The 24,873-nt window shown below is 59.6% G+C and carries 29 protein-coding genes; 26 read left to right on the top strand and 3 right to left on the bottom strand.

Translation table 11 applies throughout. The features are described 5' to 3' along the window. The first annotated feature begins 18 nt into the window (after window positions 1-18). The 17 genes from ACIOVD_RS11070 to ACIOVD_RS11150 all read left to right on the top strand — a co-directional run bounded on the left by ACIOVD_RS11070 (window position 19) and on the right by ACIOVD_RS11150 (window position 14,670). Window positions 19-480, top strand: coding sequence for a DUF2280 domain-containing protein (locus ACIOVD_RS11070; RefSeq protein ID WP_401127634.1), 462 nt, complete (start codon window positions 19-21; stop codon window positions 478-480). Continuing rightward, the gene (locus ACIOVD_RS11075; RefSeq protein WP_401127636.1) at window positions 467-1,768 is read left to right on the top strand and encodes a terminase large subunit domain-containing protein; all 1,302 of its coding nucleotides are present in this window, start codon (window positions 467-469) and stop codon (window positions 1,766-1,768) included. Before ACIOVD_RS11070 ends, ACIOVD_RS11075 begins: the two co-directional genes overlap by 14 nt. An 8-nt stretch (window positions 1,769-1,776) precedes the next feature. Continuing rightward, window positions 1,777-3,195, top strand: coding sequence for a DUF4055 domain-containing protein (locus ACIOVD_RS11080; protein ID WP_401127638.1), 1,419 nt, complete (start codon window positions 1,777-1,779; stop codon window positions 3,193-3,195). Further along, a complete protein-coding gene (locus ACIOVD_RS11085) occupies window positions 3,185-4,234 on the top strand; it encodes a phage head morphogenesis protein (RefSeq protein ID WP_401127640.1) in 1,050 nt (349 codons plus the stop codon). Before ACIOVD_RS11080 ends, ACIOVD_RS11085 begins: the two co-directional genes overlap by 11 nt. Before the next feature lie 30 nt (window positions 4,235-4,264). After that, window positions 4,265-4,879, top strand: coding sequence for a hypothetical protein (locus ACIOVD_RS11090; protein WP_401127642.1), 615 nt, complete (start codon window positions 4,265-4,267; stop codon window positions 4,877-4,879). 96 nt (window positions 4,880-4,975) lie between these two features. After that, a complete protein-coding gene (locus ACIOVD_RS11095; RefSeq protein WP_401127643.1) occupies window positions 4,976-5,686 on the top strand; it encodes a hypothetical protein in 711 nt (236 codons plus the stop codon). A gap of 11 nt (window positions 5,687-5,697) precedes the next feature. Further along, entirely contained in the window at window positions 5,698-6,666 is a 969-nt protein-coding gene (locus ACIOVD_RS11100) for a major capsid protein (protein WP_401127645.1), read from the top strand. Between the two features lie 48 nt (window positions 6,667-6,714). Then, the gene (locus ACIOVD_RS11105; protein ID WP_401127647.1) at window positions 6,715-7,218 is read left to right on the top strand and encodes a hypothetical protein; all 504 of its coding nucleotides are present in this window, start codon (window positions 6,715-6,717) and stop codon (window positions 7,216-7,218) included. A 40-nt stretch (window positions 7,219-7,258) separates the two neighbouring features. After that, complete coding sequence (locus ACIOVD_RS11110) at window positions 7,259-7,648, top strand: protein singed (protein ID WP_401127649.1); 390 nt, start codon at window positions 7,259-7,261, stop codon at window positions 7,646-7,648. A 3-nt stretch (window positions 7,649-7,651) separates the two neighbouring features. Then, window positions 7,652-8,032 (top strand): glutamate 5-kinase, encoded by a 381-nt coding sequence (locus ACIOVD_RS11115; RefSeq protein WP_401127651.1) that lies wholly within the window; start codon window positions 7,652-7,654, stop codon window positions 8,030-8,032. A gap of 1 nt (window position 8,033) precedes the next feature. Continuing rightward, entirely contained in the window at window positions 8,034-8,423 is a 390-nt protein-coding gene (locus ACIOVD_RS11120) for an HK97 gp10 family phage protein (protein WP_401127652.1), read from the top strand. Further along, window positions 8,420-8,824: a phage tail terminator-like protein gene (locus ACIOVD_RS11125; RefSeq protein WP_401127654.1), complete on the top strand. Its 405-nt coding sequence runs from the start codon at window positions 8,420-8,422 to the stop codon at window positions 8,822-8,824. The genes ACIOVD_RS11120 and ACIOVD_RS11125 overlap by 4 nt, the downstream gene beginning before the upstream one ends. Window positions 8,825-8,885: 61 nt before the next feature. After that, window positions 8,886-10,055, top strand: a complete 1,170-nt coding sequence (locus ACIOVD_RS11130; RefSeq protein WP_401127656.1) for a phage tail tube protein — start codon at window positions 8,886-8,888, stop codon at window positions 10,053-10,055. 57 nt (window positions 10,056-10,112) lie between these two features. After that, window positions 10,113-10,556, top strand: coding sequence for a hypothetical protein (locus ACIOVD_RS11135; RefSeq protein ID WP_401127658.1), 444 nt, complete (start codon window positions 10,113-10,115; stop codon window positions 10,554-10,556). A gap of 409 nt (window positions 10,557-10,965) precedes the next feature. Then, a complete protein-coding gene (locus ACIOVD_RS11140; protein ID WP_401127660.1) occupies window positions 10,966-11,277 on the top strand; it encodes a hypothetical protein in 312 nt (103 codons plus the stop codon). Between the two features lie 42 nt (window positions 11,278-11,319). Next, the gene (locus ACIOVD_RS11145; RefSeq protein WP_401127662.1) at window positions 11,320-14,250 is read left to right on the top strand and encodes a phage tail length tape measure family protein; all 2,931 of its coding nucleotides are present in this window, start codon (window positions 11,320-11,322) and stop codon (window positions 14,248-14,250) included. A gap of 21 nt (window positions 14,251-14,271) precedes the next feature. Beyond that, window positions 14,272-14,670 (top strand): hypothetical protein, encoded by a 399-nt coding sequence (locus ACIOVD_RS11150; RefSeq protein ID WP_401127664.1) that lies wholly within the window; start codon window positions 14,272-14,274, stop codon window positions 14,668-14,670. 15 nt (window positions 14,671-14,685) lie between these two features. Here ACIOVD_RS11150 and ACIOVD_RS11155 read toward each other — a convergent pair whose 3' ends face one another. Then, window positions 14,686-14,892 carry a hypothetical protein gene (locus ACIOVD_RS11155; protein WP_401127666.1) on the bottom strand — a complete coding sequence of 69 codons (207 nt, stop codon included), beginning with the start codon at window positions 14,890-14,892 and terminating at the stop codon, window positions 14,686-14,688. A gap of 148 nt (window positions 14,893-15,040) precedes the next feature. Between ACIOVD_RS11155 and ACIOVD_RS11160 the strand changes: the two genes are divergently transcribed. Genes ACIOVD_RS11160 through ACIOVD_RS11195 form a run of 8 tightly spaced genes read left to right on the top strand, consistent with a single transcriptional unit; the run spans window position 15,041 to window position 23,080 of the window. Then, a complete protein-coding gene (locus tag ACIOVD_RS11160) occupies window positions 15,041-15,511 on the top strand; it encodes a transposase (protein ID WP_401127668.1) in 471 nt (156 codons plus the stop codon). Next, window positions 15,508-15,987 (top strand): DUF1833 family protein, encoded by a 480-nt coding sequence (locus ACIOVD_RS11165; protein WP_401127670.1) that lies wholly within the window; start codon window positions 15,508-15,510, stop codon window positions 15,985-15,987. Before ACIOVD_RS11160 ends, ACIOVD_RS11165 begins: the two co-directional genes overlap by 4 nt. A 2-nt stretch (window positions 15,988-15,989) precedes the next feature. Beyond that, on the top strand, window positions 15,990-16,394 hold the full coding sequence (locus ACIOVD_RS11170) for a hypothetical protein (RefSeq protein WP_401127672.1): 405 nt from the start codon (window positions 15,990-15,992) through the stop codon (window positions 16,392-16,394). Further along, a complete protein-coding gene (locus ACIOVD_RS11175) occupies window positions 16,363-19,416 on the top strand; it encodes a host specificity factor TipJ family phage tail protein (protein WP_401127674.1) in 3,054 nt (1,017 codons plus the stop codon). The genes ACIOVD_RS11170 and ACIOVD_RS11175 overlap by 32 nt, the downstream gene beginning before the upstream one ends. A 57-nt stretch (window positions 19,417-19,473) precedes the next feature. After that, window positions 19,474-21,246, top strand: coding sequence for an SGNH/GDSL hydrolase family protein (locus ACIOVD_RS11180; protein WP_401127676.1), 1,773 nt, complete (start codon window positions 19,474-19,476; stop codon window positions 21,244-21,246). Window positions 21,247-21,267: 21 nt separating this feature from the next. Next, entirely contained in the window at window positions 21,268-22,011 is a 744-nt protein-coding gene (locus ACIOVD_RS11185) for a hypothetical protein (protein ID WP_401127678.1), read from the top strand. Window positions 22,012-22,071: 60 nt separating this feature from the next. Beyond that, window positions 22,072-22,581, top strand: coding sequence for a glycoside hydrolase family 104 protein (locus tag ACIOVD_RS11190; RefSeq protein ID WP_401127679.1), 510 nt, complete (start codon window positions 22,072-22,074; stop codon window positions 22,579-22,581). A 10-nt stretch (window positions 22,582-22,591) separates the two neighbouring features. Beyond that, window positions 22,592-23,080: a DUF1353 domain-containing protein gene (locus ACIOVD_RS11195; RefSeq protein ID WP_401127681.1), complete on the top strand. Its 489-nt coding sequence runs from the start codon at window positions 22,592-22,594 to the stop codon at window positions 23,078-23,080. Here ACIOVD_RS11195 and ACIOVD_RS11200 read toward each other — a convergent pair. Continuing rightward, the gene (locus ACIOVD_RS11200) at window positions 23,049-23,414 is read right to left on the bottom strand and encodes a hypothetical protein (RefSeq protein WP_401127683.1); all 366 of its coding nucleotides are present in this window, start codon (window positions 23,412-23,414) and stop codon (window positions 23,049-23,051) included. The two genes, ACIOVD_RS11195 and ACIOVD_RS11200, sit on opposite strands and share 32 nt — an antisense overlap. A gap of 85 nt (window positions 23,415-23,499) precedes the next feature. Beyond that, window positions 23,500-23,709 carry a hypothetical protein gene (locus ACIOVD_RS11205; protein ID WP_027618194.1) on the bottom strand — a complete coding sequence of 70 codons (210 nt, stop codon included), beginning with the start codon at window positions 23,707-23,709 and terminating at the stop codon, window positions 23,500-23,502. 168 nt (window positions 23,710-23,877) lie between these two features. Between ACIOVD_RS11205 and ACIOVD_RS11210 the strand changes: the two genes are divergently transcribed. Beyond that, complete coding sequence (locus tag ACIOVD_RS11210; RefSeq protein WP_401127685.1) at window positions 23,878-24,378, top strand: hypothetical protein; 501 nt, start codon at window positions 23,878-23,880, stop codon at window positions 24,376-24,378. Window positions 24,379-24,873 lie beyond the last annotated feature (495 nt).

The following is a 24,873-nucleotide window of genomic DNA, read 5'->3' on the forward strand; positions in this document are numbered from 1 at the left end:
CTAGACGGATGAGAATTTATGGCAGCCCTGAAAAATGAGGTGAAGAGCTTCATCGTTCAGGCGCTTGCGTGCTTTGACACTCCATCCCAGGTGGTGGAAGCCGTCAAGAACGAGTACGGAGTTGTGGTGAGCCGCCAGCAGGTGGAGACGCACGACCCAACCAAGTCCGCGGGGAAGGGACTGGCGGTGAAGTGGGTGACTCTGTTCCACGATACCAGGAAGCGGTTCCGCGAAGAGACAGCAGAGATCCCGATCGCTAACAGAGCGTACCGACTGCGCGCCTTGGGTCGGATGGCCGAGAAGGCCGAGAACATGAAGAACATGGCGTTGACTGCCCAGCTCCTGGAACAGGCAGCCAAAGAGGTAGGCGACGTGTACGTGAATCGCCACCGCAAGGAAGAGGCAGGTGATGAGCCGGTGATCCCGACCCGCATTCAGGTCGACGTAGTGGATGCGAGGAAGCCGAATGCCGAGCCTTAACGTTCCGCAATCGCAATTCCTCTTGTTGCCTCACAAGTTTCGCGCTTTTGTTGCTGGGTTTGGCTCTGGCAAGACCTGGGTTGGATGCTCGGCACTGAGCAAGCACTTCATGGAGTGGCCCGGCGTCAACGCTGGCTACTTCGCACCGACTTACCCGCAGATCCGTGACATCTTCTATCCAACTATGGATGAGGTGGCCTATGACTGGGGTCTCAAGACAAAGATCAACCAGGCGAACCATGAGGTTCACATCTACAGCGGCCGGCAGTACCGCGGCACTGTGATCTGCCGGTCGATGGAGAAGCCGCAGACCATTGTCGGCTTCAAGATCGGCCACGCCTTGGTGGATGAGCTGGACGTGCTGACCGCTATCAAGGCGCAGCAGGCCTGGCGGAAAATCATTGCCCGGATGCGTTACAACATGCCGGGGCTGAAGAACGGCGTCGACGTCACCACCACGCCGGAAGGCTTCAAGTTCGTCTTCCAGCAGTTCGTGAAACAGCTTCGCGATAAGCCAAAGCTGAACGAGATGTACGGCTTGGTGCAGGCCAGCACGTTCGACAACGAGCTAAACCTGCCGGACGACTACATCGAATCGTTGATGGAGTCGTATCCGCCGCAGTTGATCCTGGCATACCTCAAGGGGCAGTTCGTCAACCTGACGTCCGGCACCATCTACACGGCCTACGACCGCAAGCTAAACCAGTGCTTCGACACGGTGCAGCCAGGCGAGCCCCTATTCATCGGGATGGACTTCAACGTCGGCAAGATGGCCGCCATCACCCACGTCAAGCGCGACCAGGGGCTGCCCCGGGCGGTTGATGAGCTGGTCGATGGCTACGACACGCCGGACATGATTCGCCGCATCAAGGAACGCTACTGGCGCCACAACGGCAACATTTTCGAGAAGACCTGCGAGATCCGAATTTACCCGGATGCTTCGGGCGGTTCGCGGAAGTCGGTAAACGCTAGTGAAACCGACATCGCAATCCTCAGGCAGGCGGGCTTTTCGGTAATTGCGCCCGATGCAAACCCGCCAGTGAAGGATCGGATCAACGCCATGAACGCCATGTTCTGCAATGCGCAGGGTGAGCGGCGCTACCAGGTGAACCCGTTCACCTGCCCAACCTATGCCGACGGCTTGGAGCAGCAGGTGTGGTCAGCCAATGGGGAGCCGGACAAGAAGTCAGGCAACGACCACGCGAACGATGCTGGCGGTTACTTCATCCACCACGACTACCCAATCGTTAAACCGGTTACCCATCTTCCCGTCACATTCAGCTTCTGAGGCGTTCCATGGCGAATTACAGCGACATCCGGGCAGAGTACGCAGAAGCCCTGCCTGGCTGGCAGCTGGTGAAGCGTTGCGTCGCTGGTGCTCGAGAGGTGCGCAAGCACGATATCTACCTGCCGCAGCCAGACCCGGAGAACAAATCGCCGGAGAACCAGGCGCGGTACAAGCAGTACAAGAAGCGGGCGATGTTTCTCAACGTCACCGGTCGTACTCGCACCGGCTTGATGGGCGCTGTGTTCCGCAAGACTGCTGAGCTGACCCTGCCGACCGGTGTCGACTACCTCAAGGAGAACGCCAGCGGCGACGGCGCCAGTCTTGAGCAGCTGTCGAAAGAGGCGGTGGGTGAGTGCCTGGACACTGGGCGCGGCGGGTTCCTCGTGGACTTTCCGACGGTCAAAACCGAAAGCGGCGTGTCTTCGATGGCTGATCTGGCCACCAAGCGCGCGCTGATTCACTTCTATGACGCCCTCGCAATCATCGATTGGGATGAGCAGGTGATCGACGGAGTGAAGAAGCTGGTCTACGTGAACCTGCAGGAGAGCGTTACCGAGTTCAACCCAGCGCTGTTGACCCGAAAGACTTTCAAGCAAAATCGCGTATTGCTGTTGATTGAAGGGAAGTACGTACAGCGGGTCTACAAGGAGGGTGCGGCCGATCCAACTGAAACGACACCCACTGACCAGGCGGGATCGGCATTCGACCACATCCCGTTCAGCTTCTTCGGCGCCCAGAACAACGACGCCAGCGTGGACAAGTCGCCGCTTGAAGACCTGGCTGACGTGAACATCCTTCACTACGGCAACAGCGCCACGGTGGAGGAGAGCGGCTTTATCAGTAGCCAGCCGACGCTTTTCATCACCACTGACATTGATTCGGATAGCTTCATCAAGCTGAACCCAAACGGCATGCACATCGGTTCTACCCGGGGCTACAACCTCGGCAAATCCGGTACCGCAACTCTGGTCCAGGCCCAAGAGACGCAACTCTCCCGCGCGCTGATGAAGGACAAGGAAGAGCAGATGCTGATGATCGGCGCCCGCATCGTCCAGCAGGGCAGTGGCGCCGAGACAGCAGAGGCGGTGCGCATCCGGTACAGCTCCGACAACAGCGTGTTGGGCACCATCGCCGGCAACGTCTCCGAGGCAATCAAGCGGGCCATCCTGGACGCCGAGCGCTTCATGATTGGCGAGCCGGATGAGAAAGGCACGGTGTTCTGGCTCAACCAAGCGTTCTTCGACGAGACCATGACCGCGCAGGACATCATGGCCCAGGTGCAGCTCTGGCAGCAGGGCTTCATTGCGAAGTCCGATGTGCGGACCAACTTGCGCCAGGGTGGAGTGCTTGAAGCCGACCGGACTGATGACAAGATCGACGAGGAGCTGGCCAACCAGCCCCCAGTAGGCGGAAGCGATGAGCAATGAAGGCTTCCTCGAAGACGCGGCTACCCGACACCAGATTTACGTCCAGCGCTACGCCGGCGGAAACCTCAAGCGTGTAGCGGTGTTCCTAAGCAAGGCGATTAGGACAGCCAAGGAGCGCGTATCCGCAGGTCTTAGCGCCTACGGGACTCGACGGTACACCTCGCAGATAGAAACGCTTCAGGGCGATTTGCGCGGCATCTACGACGACCTCAAAGGGCGCGCTCAGCTCGATCTGGGGGATTTCGCGGCCTACGAGGCTGAGTTCAACGCCACCATGCTGGGCAAGGTTGTAAGGGCAGTGGTTCAGCTTAGTGTTCCGTCGGCTGAGATGGTTTCGGCTGCCGCCCTGATCGATCCGCTGCAGTTGGAGGCGCGCAAGGGGATACAGCGCATCAGCATCAGTGGTGCGCTGGACCAGTTCGGGACCAAGAAAGCAGCCGAGATCATCGGAGAGATTCAGATTGGTTCAAGTCTGGGCGAAACCAGCCAGCAGATCAGCCGGCGACTGACCGGCATTCACCAACTGCAGCAGGACCAGGCCGCCTCGCTGGTCCGCACGATGACCAACCACATCGCCAGCACGGCCAGGGTCGAGGTGCTCAAGGCAAACGACGACATTCTCAAAGGGATGCGCCGGATTGCCACGCTCGACTCCAAGACCACGCTGTTCTGCATGAGCATCGATCAGACGATCATCCCACTGGATGGCCCGCGACCGCCGTATCACTGGGGGTGCCGCACGACAATCGTACCGGTTCTGAAGGACGAGTTTGCGCGGGAGATTCCAGGTTCTACCCGGCCCTCAATCGGGCCAGATGGTGTGGCGCTGGTGTCGAGCAAGACGAGTTATCAGGAGTGGCTGGCACGTCAGCCGGCAGCCTTCCAGCGCGACATCCTTGGCCCGAATCGGTACGCGCTGTTCAGTAAAGGCGAGCTCACCTTGGACAAGTTTATCGATGACGACGGCAAAACACTTACCCTTCAGCAGCTGCGAGACTTAACCCCGCTGGCGTTTGAGCGAGCGGGGTTAAGCATATAGAGTGCGCGTTTTCAGGGAAGAGGTGTCGCAGTGCGTTATGTTTATTGGCTTTTAGGTATCGCGTTATGTCTGGGTGCGGCAGCTTCGGCTGGTCTTGCAGCAGGGATAACGCTGAATCCGGACTCAACGGTTCGTTTCGTATTCATCTGGGGAGATTCTAATGCCTGGGCGATGTGGGGAACCTGGGCAGGTGCTGTGTTCACTGCTGGCGCCGTATGGCTGTCTCTTTACTACTCGCGCCACGATGATAAAGAAAAATTAACGCTCATCTCTGAGGTACATCAGGTTGCAGATGGCGCATCCACGATGACTGCAAAAGTGACTTTTAGGGTTGTTTGTACAGGGCGGCTGCCAACAACGATCTTGGCCATTGGAATAGGTGTGGCTAATGACAAAGCTACCTTTTATCCAGTCGCCCGCTACACAACTACATACGACACTAGAAAGCACTTGTCTCGCGGTGAAATATTCGAAGCCACTCTCGACGTTCAATCGTTAATAAGTATCGCTTCCGACTTCAAGCCCTTGGTGGGGAATAGGGCGCGGCGATTAAGGTTTTTAGTGAAAACCGGCCTTACTTCATACAGAGAAAAATTCAGTCCAGAAGCGATTGCAGTGTTATCGCTCGCGCTCAGCGCTAGCTAGTTAGTCGCCAAGATCGTTCATTTACTCAAGCCTCGCATTCGCGGGGTTTTTTTATGCCCGCAGGCAGGGCCTGCACCAAGTCTCTGGGAGACAGCAATGACCTTGAAATTCCAACTGGACAGCCTCGATGGCGTCGACGAATCCATTCAGGCCCTGTACGTCGAGAAGGACGGAAAATTCGTTCTAGGTATCGAAGGCCTCCCACAGCCTGAAGATGTTTCCGGCCTGAAGTCGAAGGTTGAAGAGCTGCTCGGCGAGAAAAAGCTGGCGGAAAAGAAGGCGCGTGAAGCCGAAGAGGCTGCGCGTCTAGAGCGCGAAGAGCTGGCCCGGAAGTCCGGCAACGTCGAAGAGCTCGAGAAGTCCTGGTCGGAGAAGTACAACCGCCGTGAAGCTGAGCTGAACGGTTTGCTGGAGCAGGAGCGTGGCAGCCTGGGTGGGCAGATCCGGGATCTGACCGTCGGCCGTACCGCCACTGACATCGCAACCACGCTGGCCATCCCCGGCAGCGCCAAGGCATTGCTTCCCCATATCGAACGCCGCCTGAGCGTCGAGCAACGCGACGGTAAACCCACCGTTGTGGTGCTGGATCAGGCCGGCAAGCTCTCCGCGACCACGCTGGACGAGTTGAAAGCTGAATTCATGAACGACCCTGCGTTCGGTCCACTGATCGCAGGCAGCAAGGCATCTGGCGGCGGGGCCGGCGGTGCTGGGAAGGGCGGCGGGGCCGCGAAAGGAAACATTGGCGGCACCAAGACGGAACGCACGGCGGCAATTGCCAGCCGGTTCCCAGATCTCCCTCAATCGTAAGGAATTAACTCATGTCCCTGTCGCAAATGCAGGTTTTCAACGAATACATCATGCCGGCGACTCTTGAGACGCTGGACCAGTATCTGGCCGCTTTCAACGCTGCCAGCCGCGGCGCAATTGTGCTGTCTCCGGACGGCTTCACCGGCGACTTCCTCCAGGAGTCGTTCTTCCAGACCTTGGCGGCTGCCCAGCGCCGTGTGGACCGCTACAGCGCAAACGCCGCTGTGGCAGCCACCGACCTGACCGAACTGAAAAACACCTCGGTGAAAGTCGCCGGCGGTTTCGGTCCGATCCGCTACGAGCCGTCGCAGATGACCTGGCTGGAGCGCCCAACCGCGCAAGGCATCGAGGTGGCAAGCCGTGCGTTCGCCGAGATCCTGCTGAAGGACCAGCTGAACACCGCCATCGCCGCCCTGGTTGCTGCAATCACCGCTCAGGCGGCCGCTGTCAACGATGTGTCGGCTACCGCTGGCATCACCTACGCTGGCCTGAACAACGCTCACGCGAAGTTCGGCGATGCGAGCCAGAACCTGGTCACTCAGGTGATGCAGGGCACCAGCTACCACAAGTTGGTCGGCCAGAATCTGGCGAACCAGCAGCAACTGTTCCAGGCTGGCAACGTCCGCGTGGTGGACATCCTCGGCAAGATCTCTGTTGTGACGGATGCCCCGGCGCTGATGCAGGCCGGCACCCCAAACAAGGAAATCATCCTGTCCCTGGTGCAGGGCGCTGCCCTGGTCCACGACGGCCGCGACATCATCAGCAACGTCCAGACCACCAACGGTAAGGAGCGTATCGAAACCACGCTCCAGACCGACTACACCTTCGGTCTGGGTCTGAAGGGCTACACCTGGGACGCCACCGCCGGCGGCAAGTCTCCGACCGACGCCGAGCTGGCGACCGGTACCAACTGGGACAAGACCGCCACCAGCATCAAGCACACCGCCGGCGTAGCTCTGATCGGTGACGCCTCCAAGTAACCCCTGATTACCGGCCGGGCCATGCGCCCGGCTCGGAGAGGACTGATCATGAGCAACAAAATCTGGTATCTGCCCGGACCGTTCCACCAGTACCTGGAGGACGTGAAGGAGCTGGCCAAAGAGGCCGGTCTGCGCATCATCGACGCCAATGTGACCGAGAGTCGAGGCGACGAGTGCGAGAAGCCACCAAAGGTGACTCTCAAGGAGCTGCCGGCACCGGCTGAGCTGGTGATTGATGTTTCGCTCTCGCAAGTCGAGGCCGAGCTGAAAGAGGCTATCGACAACCTGAATGCAGAGCGTGACGGCCTGCGCGGCCTGATCGAATCCCTCGAAGGCGTGAGCCCGCTCGAGCATCCAGGCGCTGGCGAGCTACCGATCCGCCTGTTCGACGCACTGACCAAGATCCACGCCGGCATGACTGAACTGGCAGGCAGTCGCGATCAGATCGCCCAGGAGCGTAACGCCCTGCAGGTAGAGGTCGAAGCGTTGAAGAAGGCCGAAGCCGAGCGCGTCGAGAAGGCCACCAAATCCAAGCCTGACGCCAAGCCGTAACACCCGGGGCTCCGGCCCCACTCATTCAAGCGGAGGCCTGATGGCTACCTACATCACCGTGGCGGACGTAGACGCCATCCTCGGCTCAGACTGGACCACCGAGGACAAGAAGGCGCGCTCGGTCATGCAGGCCAACGCCTATCTGACTTCGCTGAACCTGGTCGGCGTCGACATGGACGCCGTTCCGGACGAGGTGAAGCAGGCCGGCGCTGAGCTGGCCAAGGTCGCCTCCGAGGGCAAGCTGTACCAGCAGAAGACGGAAGGCTCGCTCGAAGCCAAGACGGTAAAAGCCGGGTCAGTCACCACCAGCAAGACCTTCGCCTCCCTGGACAGCAGCAAGATCATTGCTCAGCCCGGCGACGTGCAGTTCGCGCTGGCCCTGCTGTCGCCGTGGCGCAGCAACCCATTCGCTTTCAGCGTGTACAGGTGACCCATGGGCATTCGCGATGAGATCCAGGCTGATCTGGCCGAGGCCTTCGACACTGACCTGGCCGACGCTGTACAGGCGTTCACTGGCGAGTACCTGGGCCCCGGCGTTTACGACCCGGTGACCGAGGAGACAACCGCCCAGCCAGTGACCTACACCGGTCGCGGAGTGCTGGACAACTACGACAGCCGGCGCATCGACAACGTGAACATCAGGGTCGGCGACGTGCTGCTGATCTGCCTCGCGAACGAAACCACGGACAGGCCTGCCATCGGCCACAAGGTCACGAGCATCGACCTACTGACGGGCGATCCTGCGGTTTACACCATCGTTAACCCGGGCGTGGATCCGGCGGTTGCTCATTACGAGATCCAGATGAGGAAGTGACATGGCCAAGAGCAGAGGGTGGAGCACGCCGCCGAGCTTGTTCGCTGAAGTGGTCGAGCAGGATTTGTCGAAGCGCGTGCGCGTCATCGCAATGGCCATGCTGAACGAGATTGTCTTGCGGTCGCCTGTTGATACCGGGCGCTTCCGGGGAAACAACATCGTCAGCGTCGGCGCGCCGGTCTACACCAGCACGGCAAACATTGACCCGAGCGGATCGGACACCATCAGTCGCGGGCTTTCTGCAATGACCGGCCTGGAGCCATTCACCCAGGTGTTCGTGCAGAACAACCTGATTTACAGCGTCCCGCTCGAAAACGGCCACTCAGCCCAGGCGCCTGCGGGCATCTACGGTGTCGCCTTTGCCGGTGTCTCACAGGCCTACAGCTCATGACCTTCGAACAGATCCGAAATATCGTCACCGGGCGAATGACGCAGTGGGCCGGTATCCCGGCTACCAGTGTGGATTACCCAAACAGTCCTCAGCCGTTCGACCCAGCCGGTAAGCCCATCTGGGCCAGGCTGGCTGACGTGCCGGGACTGGCCAGCGCCCCAGAAGTGGGAGTCGGCGCATGCGTTCGTCGCACCGGGCTGATCATCATTCAGCTGTTCGTCCCTACCTACAAAGGCACGCTGGTCATCACCAAGGCCGCTGACACCCTCGTCGAGCACTTCCAGTTCTACAGCGACCCGACCGGGCCATTCGACTGCTTCGCCGTCTCGGCCAACGTGGTGGGTGACGACGGGCGCGGGTGGTACCAGGTCAACGTGTCGATCCCATACCGGGCCTACTGAGCCCTGAACATCCACCGCCACATTGCGGTTTTTTTACGCCTATCGATAGGAGAAACACCCCATGTCCAGTGGTGCCAAGGTCCAGCTTGCCTGGATCAAAGAGGTGACCCCAGGTGTTACGCCGGTCGGTGATTGGAACGTGCTGACGCGAATCAGTAACGGCCTGATGCCGACCTTCAACTCGGAAGAGAACAACGAAATCGGCTTCACTCGAATGTCGCAGGGCACCGCCCAGACCACTGTGGACGTTGGTGGCGACATCGAAACCAAGTGGCGCTATGGCGCGCTGGACGAGTTCCTAGCCTCGTGCTTCGGCAAGGCCTGGGCGGCAAACGTCCTCACCATGGGTGACGACCGTATCACCTTCTCGATCGCCTCCTACGCGACCGACATCGGCGTGTCTGCAATCGCCCGCGGCGTGCAAGTCGCGACCATGAACTTCGACTTCCCAGGCGACAACGAGGTCACGGTCACCACGACCATGGCCGCGCGCGCCTGGGATGACAAGGGCGACAACACATCGTTCATCGTCAACGCCCAGCCCGAAACCAGCCAGCGCCGCTTCAGCTTCAAGGACATCAGCGGACTGAAGATCAATGGCGTTCAGGTGGGCGAAGACAACGCCTGCGTCGACAGCTTCAACCTTCAGTTCGACAACGCCGTGCAGACCCAGCGCTGCATTGGCAACGGCAATCCGTACCCAGGCAACATCATTGCCACCACGTTCACCCCGTCGGGTGCGATCACCATCAGCTGGTCGAAGATGGCATACGAGCTTTGGAAGCGGCAGAAGTCCAGCGACGCGATCAGCCTGGAGTTCACCGTGGGCAACGCCGATGGCGGTTACAACATCCTGATCCCTGAGATGGAAGTTACCGCTGACTGGCCGGATGGCGGCTCCACCGACATCATCCAGGTGGAACTGAACTACACCGCCCGCCGCGTGGCCCCGACTATCACCCGCTTGCCTTCGCCAGTGGTTATTGCTGCCGTGGCCGTCACGCCAGACACCCTGGCGCTGGATGTTGGCGACACCGCCGACCTCGAGGCGCTGGTCACCCCGGCCGGAGCAAGTCAGGGCGTCATCTGGGCCAGCTCGTCCCCGGCCATTGCCAGTGTCAGCGAAACCGGCATGGTCACCGGCCTAGCCGCCGGCAGCGCGACTATCACGGCCGCCAGCGTCGCAGACGGCACCAAGACCGACACCTGCACTGTCACCGTCACCGTTTAACCCTTTGCCTGGCGCGCCCTGCGGTGCGCGTCGGGCCTTTTACCGCAGAGGAATACCATGGGCATCACCATTGCAAAGAAGCCTGAGCTGGATATCAGCGGCCAGCGCTGGGTTGAATTCGCTCCGGGCGCCGAGATCCTGGTTGGCTCGATCGCCAACCCGATTTACAAGTCTCACCAGGCGCTGATCAACCGCCACCTGGCCCTGATCAATCAACAGGCCGGCATCGGCACTGCAGAGTTCAGCCTGAGCACCATCCCTGATGTCGAGCTGGAGACCGACGACGACCTCTTCATCGAGCTCGCCGCCAAGCACCTGATCAAGGACTGGAAAGGCGTGGATATCGAGGAGCGGCCTGGAGAGCCTGCCCCGTACAGCCCTGAGCTGTGCGCGCAGCTGATCAAGCAGATGAGCAGCGTCTATTTCCTGGCTCTGCGCACCGGCACCGACATCGCTCGACGAGTCGAGGAGCAGGCCGCGGCCACTGCGGAAAAGCAGTAGCGGCATATCTCTGGGGTAGGGAGTGGGCCGGGCCGCAGAACGAGAAGAAGCGCTGGAAGCATGAGCGCCTCGGGCTCAAGACTCAGGAGCAACCGGAAATAGACGGTGTCGTCGCTGAGATACTTGAGGCATATGCCCACATCAGCCGATCGCGGCAGTACGTCGGCATGGTCGGCGCGCCGGCGCCTATCGCGCCATCGTCCATCACTGAGTACCTCGACCGATACCCCTCGGCGATATGCCGCGAAGAGTTTGACACCGCTGTTTTCGCCCTGGACGACCAGTTTCGAAAAAACTGGGATGAGGAGAACGAGAAAGCCCAGGAAGATGCCGAGCGCAAGAGCCCGAGGCGGAAGCGCTGAAGCTGGCAACGTTGTGTTAGATTCCGGCAATCTTTACGGAGGAAGCCATGAATCGACTGCTAATGATCGCCGCCCTTGCATGCATGTCTGGGCAAGTTTTCGCCGCAAGCGGCGAGGACACATGCAAGAAAATTTCTGCCATGGCTGGAAAGGCCATGGAGGCCCGTCAGGATGGTGATCTTCTCGAGGACGCCATGTCATCAGTCGGGGACCAAAGTAAATTCTCGGACGCGATGGTCGTGAAGGCCTACACAGCGCCTGTAGCTGTAAGCGCTGCAGGAAAGAAGAAGGTCATTTTGGACTTCCGAAACGCAGCCTACGCAGAGTGTTACAGGAACCTAATTGAGCCAATGAAATAACAGAACCCGCTCCGGCGGGTTTTTTTACGCCCGGAGAAAGGTATGACGCAGGAATCCCGCCTTGCGGTAACGATCGACTCGCGCGGGGCCAAGCGCAACGCAGATGACCTGACTGGTTCGCTTGAGGGGATGACACGGACTGGCGAAGCGGCATCAGCTTCGGCGGATGGCGTCTCTGGAAGCCTTGAGGATCAGCGTAAAGCCCTCACCCAGCTGTTAGGTCAGATCAATCCGACCACAGCAGCCCTGGGGCGTCTGGACGACATGCAGGAACGACTGGCCAAGTTCAAAAAGGCCGGCATCGTAGAGAGCGACACCTTCGTCGAATACACCCAGCGCATCAATACCATGCGCGATTCGCTCGGTGAATCCTCCACCGCCATGAACAAGGCTGGCATGTCGGCAAGAGCCTATCAGGCCGCGCTTCGTGGAGTTCCTGCTCAGGTCACTGATATCTTCACGTCCATCGCAGCTGGACAGCCGATCACCATGGTTGCGCTCCAGCAGGGCGGCCAACTGAAAGACATGTTCGGCGGGATCGGGCCGGCGGCGCAGGCGCTGGGTGGATACATCCTTGGCCTTGTCAACCCATTCACTGTTGCCGCGGCGGCCGCCGGCGCACTGGCCTTGGCGTACTACAAGGGCTCAGAGCAGTCGGATGCGCTGCGCAACAGCCTCATCCTCACCGGAAATTTCTCAAAGGCATCAGAGGCGCAGCTCATCGCCCTGGCTGAATCCGCTGACCAAGTAACCGGGACATTTGGCCAGGCCGCCGGAGCCCTGGCGCAGCTCACCTCTGCGGGGGTGAACACCAGCGGCAACCTGAAGTTGATCACCACGACTGCTGTGGAGATGCAGAGGGTCACCGGAAAGGCCATTGAGGATACCGTTTCCGAGTTCATCAGGCTGGGCAAGGATCCAGTTGCGGGCATCCTTGATCTGGATGAAAAATATCGGTTCCTGACCGCATCGGTTTACGCCCAGATCAAGGCCCTCGCCGATCAAGGCAACGCGGTCGCTGCAGCCGATCTGGCCGAGCGCACCTACGCCGAAGCCATGGGGCAGAGAACGTCCAAGATTCGCGAGAACCTCGGCACTATCGAGCGCGGATGGCTCAACATTAAGGACGCCACGAACGAGGTTTTTGACGCATTTGCGAGCATAGGTCGCCGGAGTGCAGAAAGTGAGCAGTCTGCAATTACCCGACTGCAGCAAGAGCTTGCATATCGAAGCAGTCTGCTCAATACCGGCTACGAAGACGACACGACCAAATCGCGCATCGCAGAGATTGAGCAGGAACTGAGCAAGCGCAAAGAGATACTCAGCGTCAACCAGAAGACCATCGAGGAGGAGGAGAATCGTCGGAGGATTCAGGAGGAGGGCCGGAAAGGCCTGCAAGACCTGGATTCCAGCTACAAGAGCGCCCTTACACAGACGCAGCGCCTGAACAATGAGCTCACCGACTTGGACAAGGCTCGAGCAAAGGCCGTGGCTGCCGGCGTATTCACTGCCGCCGAGGAAGCGAAGTATGCCCAGTCGCGCAAGAACATCGAAAAAGAAATCGCCGACATCAAGGAGCGGGAAGCGAAGAAAGACAGACCAAAGGCCGCCCGCGAGAACAGCAGCGGCATCGCCGAGGCTCAAAATACCTTCTCCCGACTGTACGGCCAGTACGACCCAGCGGCCCAGGCCGCCCGCGCGCTGACCAAGGAGCAAACCCAGCTCGACCTGGCATTGAGTAAGGGGAAAATCAGCCAGGAGGAATACGGCAAGGCCATGGCCCAGGCCTCGCTGAACTACGCCGCCGCCATCAAGGGCGCACAGGGCCTCACCCAGGCCGAGCAGTACCGGGCCCAAGTGAACAGACGCCTCGCTATTGAGGAGGAAGGCTACCGGGTCGAAGCCAATTCTATTGGCATGGGTGATCTTCAGGCCGACCGGTACCGTCAGCGGGTTGACCTAGAGCGGCAGATGAACGATGAGATCATCGCCCTGCAGGACAATCTCAGGCTGGCCGAGAACGCATCACAACGTGCCGCCATCCAAGAGCAGATAAAGATCCTAGAAGAGACCAACCCGGCCAGGCTCGCTGCTATGCAGGCCGGCTGGGCGCAGATGGACCAAGCCATGCTCAACCCTATCAACGGGTGGACAGCGGCAGTCCAAAACTTCGGCAACGAGGCGCGCGACATTGCCGGACAGACGCAGTCGATCTTCTCCAGTTCGTTCAACACCATAGCGAATGACATCACCAGCGCGATCAAGAGCGGCAGCTTGTCGCTCAAGACGCTTGGGGATATCGGCGCTGACGTGCTCGACCAGGTGATCACCGGATTTATCCGGATGGGCGTGCAGATGGCGATGAACGCCGCGCTGAACGCGACACTCGGAGCTTCGGCAGCAGCGACCAACATTGCCCTGGCTGGGACAACCGCTTCCGCCTGGGCGCCTGCTGCCGCGATGGCTTCTCTTGCCACGCTCGGCACCAACGCCGTCCCCGCTGCTACTGCTTTGACTTCCACCACAGCGCTGGCTGCCGGTCTCGCAGTTGTCCCTGGTTTCGCCACTGGGGGTTACGTGTCCGGCGCTGGTACTGGCACCTCTGACAGCATCACGGCTCGGCTGAGCGACGGTGAGTTCGTGGTTAACGCCCAGGCCACCAAGCGCAACCGTTCGCTGCTAGAAGCGATCAACTCGAACGAGCGGGTGTCGGTGGCTGGCGGGGCTGGTGCGGTTGTCTCTACGCAAGCTGGACCGTCCGGGGCGTCCGGCATTCAGCAGAACATCAACATCCACAACTACTCCAGTGCACAGGTGGAGAAGCGTCGTATGCCTAACGGAGACCTTGAGCTCGTCATTCGGGAGGCAACCGACCGGGCCGTACAAGAGGTTGCTGGGCAGTTCGCCTCTGGCTACGGCGACGTTGTTGACTCCTATGAAGGCGCCTACGGGGCTCGTCGCTCCGGCGGCTAATAGACAAATGAGGAGAAACACATGGAACAGCAAGCAGTTGCAGCAACCAAATTCCCGACTGGCCGGGCGATGTCATTCCTCTTGTCCGATGACTGGGTCGAGATCACCGGCGGTGAGCTGGTCGATTTGGCTGAGTTCGACCTGGGGGTGTGCTTCCAGTGCGGACTGGCGACCATCACTCGCGACGGAGAGATTCTCTCCGCGACATCAGAGGTGGAGGTTCAGGTTAAGCGCGATGGCGGCGAATGGTCCTCAGCATTCAAGGGCGCCTGGGCATTGGACTCGCTCGACACGTACGAGGACGAGATCAAGGTTCCCAGCGAAGGCATGGTTCTGATTCGCGCTAGGAAGTCGGCGCAGTCAGGCCATGACGTGCGTGACGATGTGTCCCTTAAGGCCCGGCGCCAGGTAGTAGGTTAGCGCCAGGCCATCCTGTCACTCAGGTTTGTGGTTTGCCGGGCTCTCCTCGTTCAGGTTTTGGACATCCATAAGGATGATGTCCAGAGCAGAGCCCAGGCGGATCAGCGCATCATGCAGAAGCATTTTGCTGCGTTCATCAGTTACCGGGGTGTTCCCGTACTCGTTCAGCAATGATTTGAATTTCTTCAGTTCATCCCTGGCAATGTTGTGTCGTCCAATCATGTTTTTCTCCTAATTTACCTTTGATACCCCGCCTCCCTTGCTCGGCCCTCACGCCGGGGAAGCGGAGGCGTTCGAGCATAGGTCAGATGGGTGTCACATTGCTATCTAGGCAATGGGAGCCAAACCATGCCACTGATGAGGAATGGCAATGATTCAGTACCCGGCAGAATTGCCGCTTCCTCTGCAGGAGGGATACGGCCTGAATACGGTCGATCCGATGCGGGCCACTACGATGGTCACCGGGCGGCCCCGCTACCGGATTCGGCACACGTATGTTCCAACTGAGGTGAAGGTCAACTTCAACTTCGGCCAAGAAGAAGCGGCGTTGTTCGAAGGCTGGTACGTGTGGGCGATCAAGAACGGCTTCGAGTGGTTCGAGATGCAGCTGCAGACGCCGCTGGGTCTCAAGACCTACCAGGCGCACTTCAAGGGCATCTACCAGGGGCCAGACCTGACCCAGATAACCCGCTGGCGATACTCGGCGGTTCTTCAACTCAAGGAGCGTCCGGTCTACACCGAGGATCAGTACCTCGGGGCAGCGCTGGGCATGCCGCTTGATCAGTTCAATGCCGGCCTGCAGGGATCGCTGGAGAAGTGGTACACGAGGTACTTCGGATGAATCTAATTGAACAGTGCTACGCATCGGGCCTTGGGGAGCTGGTCGACACCATTGAGGGGCGGGAGGAGGGAGGCTCCGTCTCCCATCTCTACTGCTCCGGCTTTGAAGACAGGGTGTGCACCACCGAGGACGGCCGAACCCTGACCTTCATTGCGATGGCCATGGACTTGGCGCTACCCAAGAACGACAACAGCGGCTTCCAGAACCTGGTTCTCGGCATGGACAACGTGACGGGAGAGGTCCAGGAGGTGGTGGAGACAGCGAAGGCTGCCGGGCGGCGCTTCATCATCACCTTCCGCCGGTACCTGGCAGAAGACCTGTCGTTCCCCAGTGAGCGCTACCGAATGACACTGCTCAGCCGCGATTACGAGGATGACATCGCCAAGCTCACCGCCGGCTTCTACGACCTGCTCAACACAAACGGTCTTCGCACCATTCTGACCACCACCTTGGCCCCTGGCCTGAAGTACACCTAACCATGATCGAGAAATTCATGCGCGCCCCGTATCGCGAGGGTGCAAGGGGTCCTATTGCCTTCGATTGCTGGGGGCTATGCCGAGTCATTCGGCATGACCTGTTTGGGCTGCCCTGGCTGCCAAGCCTTGGCTCGGTGGGCAAGGACAAGATCCGCGAGAACACCAAGGCATATCGCTCGCTTCGAGTCTCGATGGAGGAGTGCCCGCCTGAGCCTGGGGCGATAGCTGCGGTCTTGCGCGGCGAGGCCCTGCTTCACGTTGGGACCGTCCTCCATATCGAGGGGCGCCTCAAGGTCATCGACACAAACCCCGGTGGCGCCTGCCTCCGGACTACCGGCGAATTCGAAGCCTCTTACCCAAGGGTGGTGTACTACCGTGATCGAGTTCTATCCCAACAAGCTGTCTGAAACTGCGCCTTTGGGCACCTGGAAGACCGATCGCCGGATGGCCATCGAGCAGTGGCTGAAGGAACAGTCGTCGTCTTATGAGCGTCGGGAAAGCCCGCCAATCAGCATTGTGCTCAACGACGAAGTGATCGAGCAGCGGCTATGGCACAAGGTCCCATTCAAGCCATCAGACCTGCTGCAGATTTACCGGGAGCCGAAGGGCACCGACCCGTTTTCCATCACATTCGCACTATTCAAGGGCGCCAAGGCGGCGCTGAAGTCATTGATGCCGAAGATGCCGGGCATGCCGTCCAATGCCGGTACCCAGCAGGGCGACCCGATCGCCGAGGCCAGTGCCAAGGGCAACAAGGTCAAACTGGGCGAGCCGGTGCGGCAGATCGCGGGCCACCAGCGCACCTACGGCTCGTACCTTGCGCAACCCCGCCGTGCGTATGTCGCGCCGCGGGACCAGCGCGTGGAAATGCTGCTCTACATCGGCGAAGGCGAGTACGACATCCCGCTTTCGAAGGTAAAGGTTGGCGAGACGCCGCTGATTTCATTGGGGTCAGACGCGGTCTTCACCATTTACCCACCAGGTGCAGACCTGTCGGCAGATCCAGCGCACATCAACTGGTTCAATGCACCTGAAGTTGGAGCAAGCTCCAGCGGGTCGGCCGGCCTGGAGTTGACCATGGCCACCGATTTGGCCAGGTCGGCGACTGCGTCAGCCTACCAGTTCATAAACGATACGATCAGCGTGCCAGCAGGTTCAGGCCAGTTCCCGGCTGACTGGTCGAACGGCATCATCATCCGCGTGCTTGCCCCGTACACCTACACCGTGATCGACGGCGGTGCCGGGCGCGACATCATCCGTGGCCCGCTGGAAATGTTGAACCCGACGGCGGGCATGCTGATCGAGGTTGCTGGTTCAAACGCCGGACTGTACGTCGTCCACAGCTACACGCCATACAGCCCGGCCGTACCTGCTGACCCAGGCACGGCGTCGACCCTCACCGGCTCAGCAGCGCCGAGCCGTTACGACTTCAACGTCACCCCGCTCAGCTTCAGCCTGGGGCGCGCCGGCTCGACCTATCCGGTAACGCTGAACACGGCGACCACCGACCTGGCCGGACTGGTCACTGCGCTGAATGCCCAGCTCAGCGGGTCGCCAATCCAGGCGCAGCAGAGCAGCGGGCGAGTTCGCTTCGTCGAGCTGACCCCATTCGCCGGGCAGGCCATCACGGCTACGGGAGCTTCCACGATCCTTGGGGCCTCCCCGGTGGGCGTGACCGGTACCGCAACAACCAGCGGTACGCCAGAGCAGCCGACCGAGATGACCCTGAACTACGACGGCGGCTCGCCGGTCGTTGGCCTTGCGCTGGGGCAGGGTCTGGCCACCATCGGCCCTCGAGGTCTGCGCTACAGGATCACCGCCTACAGCACGAACTTGCTGGAGGTCGAGCGCCTGACGTCATCCGGAGCAACCGACTCAAGCTGGCCTGGCTTCAACACCATGCAGACCGTCAACGGCCTGATTACGCTGGACGCCTCGAACCTGCAAGGCGGCTACCGCGGGCCAGTGGCCTGCTGCCCAGAAAACGAGAAGGTGATCGAACTGGAGTGGTCTGTTACCTACGCCAACGGCCTATGCGGCATTGGCCGCGAAGGGCAGATTTATGAGATCCCGACCTACTACGCCTTCGAGTACCGCGACATGGACGTGGCCGGGGCGTGGACCGTGCTCGAGCAAATGAACTGGGGCGGATCCCTTGACGCGCAAGGTTTCACCACACGGGTGTCGCTTCCTTATCCGATGCGAGCTGAGGCAAGGGTTCGCAAGCTGTACAAGGATCGTGCAGGCCGGATTAATGACGAGGCGCGCGACGACGCCACCTGGACCGACTTGCGTGGCCGCATGCAGAACTCGCCCACAAGCTACCCAGGCCTTACGGTGATGACCTGCAGTATCCGTGGTGGTGATCGGCTTTCCGCGCAATCGGAAAGCCAGGTGAGCGGGGAGGCCACACGAATTCTCCCTCTCATGGAGGGCGGTACCGGGCCAACCCGCGACATCGTGCCCTGGTGCATCTACCAGTTGAAGGCGCGCGGCTACACGGATGAGGATCTGGATCTGCCCGAGTGGCAGGCGTTCCATAACACCTGCGTTGCCCGTGGCGACACCTACGACGATACGCTCGACGCGACCATTACGGTCAGGGACATGGTCAACAACGCCCTGGCCTGCGGATTCGGCGAGCTGGTGACGTTTCGCGGGCTGCTCCGGCCGGTGCGTGACTCTGCGCGCGCGGCCTTCGATGTGAGTTACGGGCCGAAGACGCAGACCTACTCGCCGCAGAACATGACCAAGATGCTCAAGATCAGCGGCGCCATGCCGTCGATCAACGACTTCGATGGTGTCGACGTTGAGTACTTCTCGACCAAGACCTGGGCATGGGAAACGGTTCAGTGCCGGTGGCCAGGGGATCTAGGCACCAAGGTCGAGAAACTCAAGCTGCCAGGTGTGAGCGAAGAGTTCAGGGCCTGGCGCCTCGGTATGCGTCGGCGTGGACACCAGAAATTCCGCATTGACGTGTACAGCTGGGAAACCGAGATGGACGGCAGTAACAGCGGCTATCTCAGCTTCGCGGCGGTGGCCGATGACGCGCCGAAGCGATGCCAGAGCGCCATTCTGCTGGACTTCACTGTTACCGGAGCAGGAACGCTTCTTAGCTCATCCGAGCCGCTCGACTGGAGTGCAGGGGGGGAGCATCGGATTGGCGTGCGACGCCTCGACGGCACGTTGTCAGGGCCTTGGATCGCCACGCAAGTTGATGCATACACGGCCAGAGTAGACGCGCTGGATTTCACGCCAGTAGTCGTTCCGCCACTGGAGCCCCCACACATCCTGTTCGGGCCTGCTGCGCGATGGGCCTACCCGGTCCTGGTGACCAGTTCTGATCCTGCCAACGGCAACGCATCCATGCGGGGCATGCCCTATGACGCTCGTGTTTACACCTACGACGACCAATTTCCGCCGGCTTGATGTGTCGGCACCGTTTCCAAGCCCGCCAAGCGCGGGCTTTTTGTTGAGGACGATTTAATGAGCGGCGCACAGACCCTGCAGGACCTGGACCGACTCGTTGGCACAACCAATGAGCTGTTCCTATCGGAGGAGCCAAAGATGGTGGATGTCGGGGGCGGTGTTATGCGCCCCACGAATGCCAAGGTGCTGGCCGATTTGGCAACACAGATGAACGGGGCGCTGATCTATACCTCAGTTGCCCTTGGCATGGCCGGTACGGTCGCGGGTGGAATGTTCAGCGTCAAGTCATCTGCGGCAGAAGAGTACATCACCCTGTATCGCAATGATGCCGGGGTGCCATTTCAGCTAGACACCTATCCCAATGCTACTGCTCTGGCGAACGCGACTGGTCGAATCAAAGGCTACACGCCATCGTCCGAGCCAGAGGTCACGGCGCTAGTGATCGCCAACAAGGAGAGAGGTGTTGTGGCGCGTGTCACTAACAAGAGCCTTGTTTTGCCGGCCATGACGGTATCGAGCATGGATGGTCGAACTGTACTTCGAAATAATGAGGGTGGCGCGGTTCTGTATGCCGATGCTCGACGAGCAATGTTCGGATGGTTAGAGCATCGCTATACAACTCGGCCGGGGACCTACGTAACCAATCCGGAAGGCGGTCTGCTCTATGATCTTTCGGGAACCATTGAAACGGGCGATGCGGCGGCTGATCCGTTTGCTGGCGGGTTGATGTTTGCCCCGCTACTGGTTACCGCCGAAGGTTTCGAGCAAACCCTGTACGTCAAAAACCTGCTACCCAGTAGACAGCTGGCATCCAGCGTGAGCGCGACTTTGAACGGCACGTCCACATCGGCCAGTGAAACCGGGACAGAGATCAAGCTCACGCCCGGGAAGTATGGCGCGACTGCAGTGCTGAACCTGCGCAACAAGGCGCTGCCATCGGTTCGATACTTCATGAACGTGGCAGTTAAAAACGTGCCGGTTCAGTCGACCCCGAAGACCGTGAAGGTGTTGATGATCGGCGACAGCATCGTCAATCGCCAAGGTGGTTTCCTGCTCAAGCAGGTTCTGCAGGCGCTCAACATCACGGCAGTATTTATCGGCACGCTGAAAGGCTCAGCAAGTAACAGCGATCCAAATGCCGCCACAGGCGAGCTGGGCGAGGGTCGTGAGGGTTGGGAAACCGGAGACTTCACCTACGCGATCACGGATCGCGCACTGGTTATCGCTCCTGGCGGTGAGGCAGCCTACAACGAGATGACCAAGGCCGAGCAGATGCTGCGCAACCCATTCCTGCGGGCGGCGACGGGCGGCGACTCTGGCTCGGTGGTGCGTAACGGCTACGTCTTCGACCCGGCGTTCTATCAGAGCCGATTCGGGCTAGAGACCCCTGATGTGGTCATCCATTCGGTGGGTACCAACGATGTGCGCGATCGCAGCGCCGAGACGATCTATGACGCGGTCCTCGCCAATGACACCCTGATTCATTCGCAGCTCCGCGCGGCCTGGCCGGCCGCCAAGATTGTCCGGATGTTCCCCGGTACCGCGATCAATGCAACGCGCGATGCGTTGTGGGCTTCGCATTACCTGCCGATGCTCCGTGCCATTCAGCAGGCCGCCGTCAACCTCGCCGATCCCAAGCTGATCGTGGCTCCGACTTGGGCTTTGACAGATCCAGAGGCGGGCTACACCTTTTCGAGCGCTTCGCCTGGGGGCGACGGCTTCTACACCAGTGATTGGGCCGATGCCATACACCCGATCCAGTCAACGAGACAGCGCCTGTATGAGGTTGTCGGCGCATACGCCGCAGCTGCCTCCCAAAACATCATCTGAGCAAATAAAGGAATACCGCACATGGGCGCAGCAATCACTACTGACGGAATAATCACCCCGACTCGCTTTGTAATCCCGAATGTTGATCGCGGGCTGGAACTCTGGCATGAGTTTGATACCAGCGTTTCGAACTTCAACCTGAACAAGGCACCAGGTAAGCCTAACTCGGTGATCATCGGTTCGCCCGTCGCTTATCCATCCCACGCACGCTTCAAAGGTTTGAGCAACTTCATTCAAACAATGGTTGGTGACAGTGACGAAATCACCATCATCGTGGTTGCCAGAAGCGTACTTCTTCCAACGGGTAACGCCGACGGCGCAATTCTGGTTGGTGGGTATACAGGGACTTCTGTAACCCCAGGGATCACCGGGGCGGCGGCGGGCGCTAACATTTACCTGGCCAACCCGACTTCAGCCACTGGCTCTGCGAGTCGCAATGATGGTGCCGGAGTTGCAACCGCGGCTGGCGTGAGTGGCAACGGAATTGTTCCTACGAGCTGGGCTATTCGCTCTGTGCGCGCGAAAACTGGATCCCCAACTGTGCTGACCGACCACACTGCGGGTGTGTCTTTCACTGGGTCCAGCATTCTGCAGCGCGCCCTGAACGGAAACAAATACCGGATCGGTTCTGGTACTTCAAGTTTCGCGGGCGAGTGCGATATCTCCATGGGCGCTATCTTCTCCGCCTACCATAGCCCGGAAGAGATTCAGGCCAACCTGGACATGATCCGGCTGCGCCTTACTCGGCTCGGCATCAACGCCTGACGGTTTTGCTTTCTAATAATGCCCGCTACTTGCGGGCTTTTTTTCGCCTGGAGAAAAGCAATGCCAAGACTTTCAGAGAGCAGGGTGGGGAGCCGCAACGCGCTCGCCTTCCTCGATATGCTGGCTTGGGCAGAGGGCACCGGCACTTCCCCGGCCACGGCCATGGATGGCTACGACGTGATCGTCACTGGCATCGACGGAAAACCCGAGGTGTTCAAGGACTTCAGCGATCACCCCTTCGCCAAGGGCCGCAAGTCCAAGGTCATCAACAGCAAGGGGGTGACCTCGAACGCCTCCGGCCGCTATCAGCAGATGCTCAAGGACTGGCCGCATTACCGGGCGCTGCTCAAGCTGCCGGACTTCAGCCCGATCAGCCAGGACCTGCTGGCCCTTCAGCACGTCCGCGAATGTCGGGCGCTGCCGGACGTGCATGCCGGTCGGATCGAAACCGCCATCAAGAAGTGCCGGAAAATCTGGGCCAGCCTGCCTGGGGCCGGCTATGGCCAGCGCGAGCACCGCCTCGAGGACTTGATCAAGCAGTTCCGCCTGGCAGGCGGGACGCTTTCGTAGGGAGGTGGCAATGGAGTCATTCACCGCCCCTCTGGACATTCGCTACGACGCGCAAGCCAGCAAGGCCCTGGGTTCCGATCACTGGCGGGTGATCACGTCGTTCCGCTACTACCTGGGGAGCAAGTACAGCGAGCAGTGGGTCACTGTGCCGGCGGGCTATCTCACCGACGGGGCCAGCGTGCCGCAGTTGCTATGGAACCTGATTCCACCGTGGGGCAGCTACGGCCAGGCTGCCGTTGTGCACGACCTGCTGTGCGAGTACCTGGCGATCGTGGTCGCCGGCGAGCTGGTGAGCATCACGCGTGAGCGCTGCGATGAGATCTTCTGCGAGTCCATGGGCGTGCTTGGAGTGCCTGGATGGAAGCGCTGGTCGATCTATCAGGGGGTGAGCATGTACCGAAAGCTGGCTCGCATCGAAAAGCCTTCCACCATTCCGTTGAAGCGAGCGCTCGAGGCGGCCTGGCTGGCTACTTCGAGGGAAGCGCTTCGGTTGCCTTGATGTCGCTGTGGATTCCCATCTGCCGGAGCAAGTGGTCGCGCTGGTCTTTGATGAGCAGGAGGCTCCTGACTCGAATGTCCATCTCCGAAGTTTGGGTGTGAAGGCGCTCGATCTGCGTGTTGGCGGCGCCGAGCTCGCTTTTGATCTTCGACTTCTCATTGGATAGCTGGCCGTTCATCTGCACCAAGCCAAAGATATCTTCCCGGGCTTTGCGCAGTTGCAGGGTCAGCTCCTGGACTTCGTTCTCCAGCATGAGCATGTACTGCCGGCAGGTTTCCAGCTCGGTGGGCGAGCCAAGCCAGTCAGAGGTGTCTTCGATTTCGAGAGGGTCCACGGGAATGCCTTGCTAATACTGTTTGCATATACAGTAATCGAGGCGCCAACTTTCAGCTAGGCCATGGCGACGAGCTGTCGCTACTTCACTCCGGCGTCATGAGCACAGCAAGCGTCAGCTTGATGAACTCCTCGTTGCGGTCGATCGTGTCCAGGGCTCCGCGGACGTTTTCGGCGACGTCTGCCGAGCCTCGAGCCTCTACCCAATTCGAAAGCTCCATGATTGCCGCCTCGAGGGCGAGCTGGTTCTCATTGATCTTGAACAGCAGGGAAGGGAGCAGGTCTGAATTTGGCATCGCGAATCCTCCGTGGAGATTTCAGCGTAGCATCTGGGAAAGTAGTACAGGGGGGGCGTAGGCTGATGCCTGGGAGGTGGATATGGGCAAGCAATGCGCTGGCATTTTTGCCAGTAGAAATATATGCGATAGTCTCCAGCTTTCCTCACTTAATACGGGCCCTTAAAAATGATGTATCACCCTGTTCCCGATCCGCACCTAACCGCTATTGGCGATATCACCGTCTCATATGCGCTGCTTGAGGACCAGGTGAAAACGTTAATCGCGGCCCTAATGCAGGATACGCAACGCGTCTCGCAAATAATTACGGGTGGGCTCTCTTACAAAAACATCAAGGCGTTGGCTGTAAGCATGTACATACACAGGCTTGGGGAAAAGTCAGCAGGCTTTATCGAGTTAAAAGGGTTACTTAAGAGATCACAAGACTTGGAGGATGAAAGAAATGGCATCACGCATTCTGTCTGGGTGTCGGGCCCAGATAGTGAGACTGTAACGCGAAGAAAAATCGTTGTTCGAGAACCGGGGGGTTTTAAGTTTCAGCGCAAAGACTACACGGCCAAGGACTTGACGGACGTAGCGATTGCAATAAGACGTCTTGCAGATGACATCCGCCTCTTTTTGGAGCGTCATTGGGAGGACGGTTCCATGAAGCCAATTTCCATTGGCTGATTTGTTGCTCAAGGCCTTGATATAAAGACCTTCTCAACAGCGCCATGATGGCGGCTTTCAGGGCGAGCTGGTTTCGTTGGGTTTGTACAGTAGGGAAGGGAGTAGTTCGAGAATCCTTCGCGGAGTTTCCAGCGTAGCAGGGGGATTGGGGGTGGTGTTCGGTCGGCAGGACGCCGGAGAGGGGAATGCAATGCTGACATAAAGCTGTCATTGCGTAGCCAAACTGAGCCATACAAACCCCAAAGAGGGCTTTCTGAGGGCCTGGAAGCCGCAGACTGCGCGGCCCTCAGGGATGTCCTTCAAGATGATGAACCTGGATCGATTCGAGTTAGATCGCGGCGTCTAGAAGGGAGGTTGGCAGAACCCTGGTAATACCCGTTAGAAGTGCCTCGGCTGCCCTCCGGCTCCTACATCAGCGGAGGGCATCCAGCGACCATACACCTTGGCGATCATGGTCCAGTCTTGGTGGCCGAGGTGCTTGGCGACCCACATTGG

The sequence above is a fragment of the Pseudomonas sp. NPDC087626 genome (assembly GCF_044743405.1).
Lineage (GTDB): Bacteria > Pseudomonadota > Gammaproteobacteria > Pseudomonadales > Pseudomonadaceae > Aquipseudomonas.